Here is a 6,529-nt window from a genome sequence, read left to right on the forward strand (position 1 = left end):
TGGTCATCGGTACTGTAGCCCCTTTAGATATATAGTTTGCTATATTGTTTTGTATAGCGCCATTTTTAACCGCGGCTGCCTGTGTGCCATTATTGGCATAATATAGCACAGACATCGAGGAAACAACCATTAATAGCGCTACCCCTATTATTAAATACTTTTTTAGAGTGTTATCCATACTTTAAATAATACTTATATAGCCATACTTATATAGCCATATAAATTTTTTTATTTTAGATCTTTCCAAAGCCTTTTTTTAGCATACCAGAAAATGATGGTTGAATTTACGCAGGATGTTTTTGTAACCTCCCCTCTAGAAGGGAAGGGTCTGAAAATGAATATCAAATAAGGTAAAAATTTAATATATATTTTTAGATATTGTCAAGTTAAAGTTATGATTTATGACTAGAAAGATTAATCTTAAAAATAAACAAACTATCTTATTGATAGTTATTTTGGCAGTAATTATGATACTATGTAGTTTTTCTGCTATTTACCCAAGCTTAAGATATGCTAATATGCTACAGATACTTTAAACAGCACTTAAAAGCCTTATTTCGGGAAAATAGTAGATAAGTAGATAATCCAGTTACAAATATTAACACAAAGATTACATATCCTTTAAAACCTAGTTCTCCTGCTTCAAATAGCAATCTATTAATTAGAATCATAGCAGTGATCATGAGTATTAATACAACGACCATGAACATTGCAACATTGGTAGGAAATATAAACATGAACCTGACCCGCTCAACAACGGAATGGTAACAATAACCGGTTAGATCAACGATGTTAACACGACAATGCAAGCTCATTTAACGGCACTGTAGCAACGATCAACATCACGCTTGGAACCGTGACCACATCATTGAGCTAGATTGGCGCGACTGTAACCAGCATTAATGGCAATGTAGCAACAATAACCATGAGTCTAAGAACATTAACTGCAGAAGTAAACGGAATAAAGAGCACCACATCTAGCACTTCATAATCTGTCGGAAATACTATGATCTTTGAGATTGTCGTATTAGTACTGATCTTAGTTACATTGGCACTAGTTGCATATATGATCGCACATATAAGAAAGCAAGATCCTAAGAAACCAGAAGAGATCAAAGCTCCTGAAGAGAAGAAAAAAGAGTAAACACTTTTTTTAACTTTTTTATTTTTTGACATATTTATTACTTTTGAATTTATACTTATTTTTAAAAAATGTTTATATATGTAAAATCTTATATACTACGCTAGGAGGTCTTAATTATTATGTATTTGAAAAATAAGGCTACTGTTATATTAGTTACGTTACTGGTAGTCATATCTATGGCTATCATAGTCATACCGCAAGCATCTGCAACGGCCACAGGATCAGTTTCATATACACCGACTGTATTTTCAATTAACACACCCACACTCACGGTCGTGAGCGGAGGCAGCTTTGGTTCTGGATCAACAGTGTACTTTTATTTGAGCAGCACTACCAGCTCATCAGGTATAATTGGCTCGTATATAGGATATTATACTCTATCTGGGGGTTTGACATCGCTTTCAAACAACCATATTAGATTAACAATCCCATCCACAGTCGTCCCTGGTAATTACTATCTATTAGCTAGCGATTCTGCATCTTCTGTATCTTCAGGCGCTCAGTTTACATCGCCGGCATCGATCACGATCACATCGCTATTGCCGAGCTTTAGCGTTACTGGCTCTCAGCCTACCACAACAGGCACGGTCACTGGCACAGGCTGGGATCCTGGAGCATCAATTTCTATCTATCTTGCAGGTGCAGATGGCACACCCTTAAATTACATTTACGTTGCCACGTTCACAGCCAGTGTATCAGGCACACTATCTGCACAGATTACAGTTCCAAGTGCAGCGCAGGGATCTTACACAGTGGTTGCGCAGGAAAATAGCGGATCGAATGCAGGCATAACTGCAGACTCTACAATGTCTATCACTCCGATCCTTATTGCTTCACCACAAGACATAAACGGAGCATCAGGCACATCATTAACGATAACAGGATACGGATTCTCAGCAAGTGCTAAAATTGCAGTAGACAGTATCAATGCCGGTGGTGTGACAATCACCAATTCTGCCACAACCACAACCTCAAGCGGCTACTTTTCTGTGTCGGGAGCGTTGTCGAGCGCAATAACCACTACAGGACCAAAATCTGTTACTGTTACATATAATACCAGCTCTTACACACAGTCTAACGCATTTTACGTATCTGTGCCTACCCCCTCACAGCTGGAATTCGCGTTTACTATAGTTTCGACAACAAGCTACTATTATCCAGGCAGTGCTTTTAAGGCTACTGTTTACAATTATCCAGCATCCTCATCAGTGAGCATAATGCTAGGCAATGTGCTGTTAGGAACCATAATGACAGACTCTAATGGATTTGGAACATTGAACGGCATTTTGCCGGCAATGATTGCTGGAACTTATTATGTTTCCGCAGTTTCGAACGGCCTGTATGCATCCCTCCAAGTATCGATATCTGCATATTATAAAGTTTTAGATTCGTCTGCAAACTTGATGACTACTACTTATAGTGAGTATATGCCCTCGAACAGCACATACACCGTCATTGCGTACGGTCTGAACCCGCTAAATGAGTATACATTTACAGACAGCGGTGCTGGTCCAGCATCACAGGTAATGTCCGTAACCGTGGGCACATACTCTTCAATTGCCAACAGATTTACATCTGCACTGAACGGAACGCTTATATTCACTTACAAATCTGTGTATAGTGGAGTCAGCACTGGTACCTCTAAATCTATATCTTTGGGCAGTGTAATTGGATATAATGGTCTATCGTTCGGATATAATGCAGTAGGCACCTCATCATACAGCATCTCGATACTTTCCATTCTCAAACCATCCAGTTTTCAGACTCTCACAATTTCTAGTATTATACCAAAGGGTGCAAATGTGTATTCTGGGCTTACCTACATTTACAATGTGTATCTGGACAATAAAGAGCTTTCATTTACAACTACCTCAGGCTCTACAAATCTAGTAATGAGTTCTTCGTCCAGCTCATCTAACACTGGAAGTCTGACATTCACAGTTCCGTCATTAGCGAACGGAGTGTATAATCTGTCTCTGGTATATAACGGGAATAGTGTTACAAATGCTGTGTACTCAGAGCCAGTAATTGTTTCAGTTGCAGGCAATACTCCTTCCTCAGGATCGTTAACAATAGTATCCTATGAAGGAACAACTTATGCTGTTGGCGTTGGCTATTATAGTGCACCAACTCTTTATTACATGACCTACACAGGTCTTGTAGGTCCATATTCACTGACACTTACGAATGGAGCGTTCTATAAGCCAATTTCAATCATAGCCGAACCTGCAGGATCTTATGCAGTGTTTACAGTATTCAAATATACTAGCGAAAGCTATTATGAATATGCATATTATAATGTGGTAAGCACAATTTCACTAAATACAGAGAGCGGTGGCATATCCTCGTCATTATCATTTACACTATCTGGATTTTCTGCAAACAGCTATTATAACATCTATTTTGGTACAATCAATGTTGGTACTTATTTGACTGACACTACAGGATCTCTGAGCTCATCTTTTACTGTGCCTATAGTGCCGGCTGGTACATATGCTGTTACAGTCACAGCAATAAATTCAAATAGCGTAATTGCAGCGGCATCGTATACAATAGTTCCTAGTTCTACTATAACATTAAGCACTAACAACTATGCGTTTCCAACAGAGCTAGTACAGTTTTCATGGGCTCCTTCTACCTCTCCTTATGAACCATCTACCGGCAGTTCAATATCTGGAACAGGATATGGACCAGTATATGTGACAGTCTACCTTAACGGAACTGCGTATACAACGTTACAAGCAACATATGGAAAAGGTACTACAGTCTACCTTAACGGCTCTTTTACAGCACCTAATTTAGTGGCTGGTGCGTACTGGGCACTCAGTTTTGGGTGGACACAAAATATTTATACTATTGGGACACATACTGCAAATGGATCAACGTATCCTAATACATATATTGGAAAATCAGCAACATATTTTGGGCTTATAAGTGGTAATGGTGCGTTGTTAACAGGAATCACGCCCTCTGAGATCGCAACACTTGAAATTTCAATAAACAGCACGATCACGTCTGCAATGCAGGTGCCTTTGAGCGAGCTCAATGCTGCAGTAGTATCTATTGAAGGTACTTCTGTACAGATCAGCACTGCATTCGGGCAGATGGAGACTAATATCAGTGCTATAAAAGCATCGATACAGACTATACAAAATGGTGAAGTTTTCATTAATACTACGATAGGCAAGGCAATGACCAAGCTCAATAATATCAATGCAGCAATCATTGATGTAAACGGCTCGATTATTAGACTGAACAGTACTTTAGGCACTTTGTCAACCACTTTAAACAATCTTGTACCTACAATAACCAAGATCAATGCTACAACAATTGCTATTGATACACTAGCAGGCAATATAAATTATAATTTGACTAGCTTTTCAAGCTTGCAAATCAAGAGTATGAACAATGATATGATCAGCATCGAAGGTTATATAAACGGGCTGAATGTAACTATGCAATCTTCTCTAAGTGCTTTGAATGGAACAGTTAAAACAACTGCTGCAAACGTAAGCAGTTTGGTAGGCAGTGCTGCTACTATTCAAACAGATCTAGGTTCAATCTCAGGACATATTACAACTGTGCAAAGCGGAGTGGCATCTATACAAACTTCTCTTGGAACACTGAATGTTACAGTTTCTAGCATAAAAACTACAGGATCTTCAAACACAAACTCTCTGAATACTACATTCTATTTCGAGATTGGCATAATTATTCTCGTTCTTGTAATACTGGCATTTGTAGTATTGATTTATACAGGATTGCGAAAAAAGCCTAAATTCAAAGAGCCTGAAGCAAAAGAATGGAAAAAAGAGTAAACACTCTTTTTAATTTTTTTTATTTTTTGATTTTGTTAAGAATTTTAATACTTTCCCAAGTTTATTGTTATCTAAAAACTGCATTTGCTGTATCAGCAAAAAGTTGGCAAAGTTCTGCAAAAAATCAATCTTAATACAATCTTTCCAATGCTGAACCATTGTAATACCGTCTCTATTATTTTACCAGCCTTCTAGCACATCGCCATTATATATATTTCATATTTGTTTATCAGTTCGTCATAAAGGCTTCAATCACAAAACCTACAAGATAAAATTATGAAATAATCCATTGTAAGCTCTGTGTTTTCAGCAATAATCGAGTTTTTAGTGATTTCCTTTACGGAGCGCTTAAAATATATTTTATAATATGCTAGTTCAGCTCTTTAATAAATAATTTCTGCTCAGCGTTTCAATCTCTGAAGCTAGTTCAGGCAACAACTCTATTATTGTCACTTCATTTCTATGTTCTGAAAGATATACAAGCTATTTCACGACCTACAAGCCCCTATCACCAACTACCACTTTCTTATCTGATATTGCTAATTTTTCATTTAGAATATTTCTGGCTGGACTTATATTGCTATTATTGATCCATTTTATTGCCGATCATTGCATTTGCATTTCTCTTGGGAGCACTTTACGCAAGTGTTTGGCCGCCATCGTATCATATGGAAATAGGACCGATACTATTTTTCTTTTGGGCGGTAATAGGATATATTATCGTGTTATTTATAGCCAGAAATAAAGAAAAACTGAAAAAAATAGGATCTGTAAGAATGGATTTTTGAAGGTGAGATATAAATGGTATATCATAGAGATTTTATTGGATACGGCTCAAATCCGCCAAAGTTCAGATGGCCTAAAAACAGCACACTAGCATTGTCCATAGTGGTTAATTATGAAGAAGGGGCAGAACATTCTTATGCGGTAGATAAGATTATTGAAACAGTGGGAGAGTTTGGACCTGTGGACATGAATGTTAGAAATGTTGGAATGGAGAGCGTATATGAATATGCACAGAGAGTTGGAATATGGAGGTTGTTAGAGCTGTTTAAAAAAGAAGACATACACATTACATTTTATGGTGTTGCAAAAGCTCTCGAATTGAATACTGAGGCAGTAAAGAGAATAATTAAAGATGGCCATGAGATATGTGATCATGGTTACAGGTGGACTGAGCAGTACAGGATGAGCTATGAAGAAGAAAGGGAAAACATAAAGAACTCTGTAGAAGCTATAGAGCATATCACTGACAAAAAGCCGGTCGGTTTTTATGCAAGAGAGCCAAGTGAAAACACATTAGAGGTTTTATTAGAGTTTAAAAATTTTATATATGATTCTGATGCATACAATGATGACCTTCCTTATTTTTACAAAAAAACAGGAATGTTGATAATATCATATACCCCGGATGCAAACGATTTTCATTTTTACAGTCCTATGCACAGATTTTCTACAAGCACTGAATTTTTCCAGTACTTAAAAGATACATTTGACGTTCTTTACAGAGAATCTAAAAAATCGCCAAAGTTGATGAGTGTAGGGTTGCACGTTAGAATTTCAGGAA

3 protein-coding genes are annotated in these 6,529 nt (G+C 37.3%); 2 read left to right on the forward strand and 1 reads right to left on the reverse strand.

The features are described from left to right. Nucleotides 1-873 precede the first annotated feature (873 nt). Entirely contained in the window at nt 874-1,176 is a 303-nt protein-coding gene (locus QXQ25_06870) for a hypothetical protein (protein MEM0161421.1), read from the reverse strand. 87 nt (nt 1,177-1,263) lie between these two features. On the opposite strand from QXQ25_06870, the gene QXQ25_06875 reads away from it, so the two are divergent. Next, entirely contained in the window at nt 1,264-4,962 is a 3,699-nt protein-coding gene (locus tag QXQ25_06875) for a hypothetical protein (protein MEM0161422.1), read from the forward strand. Between the two features lie 801 nt (nt 4,963-5,763). Then, nucleotides 5,764-6,529 (forward strand): polysaccharide deacetylase family protein (locus tag QXQ25_06880; GenBank protein ID MEM0161423.1); only part of this gene is annotated, 766 nt, incomplete at its 3' end.

The sequence above is a fragment of the Thermoplasmata archaeon genome, assembly GCA_038729465.1.
GTDB lineage: Archaea > Thermoplasmatota > Thermoplasmata > Thermoplasmatales > ARK-15 > JAVRLB01.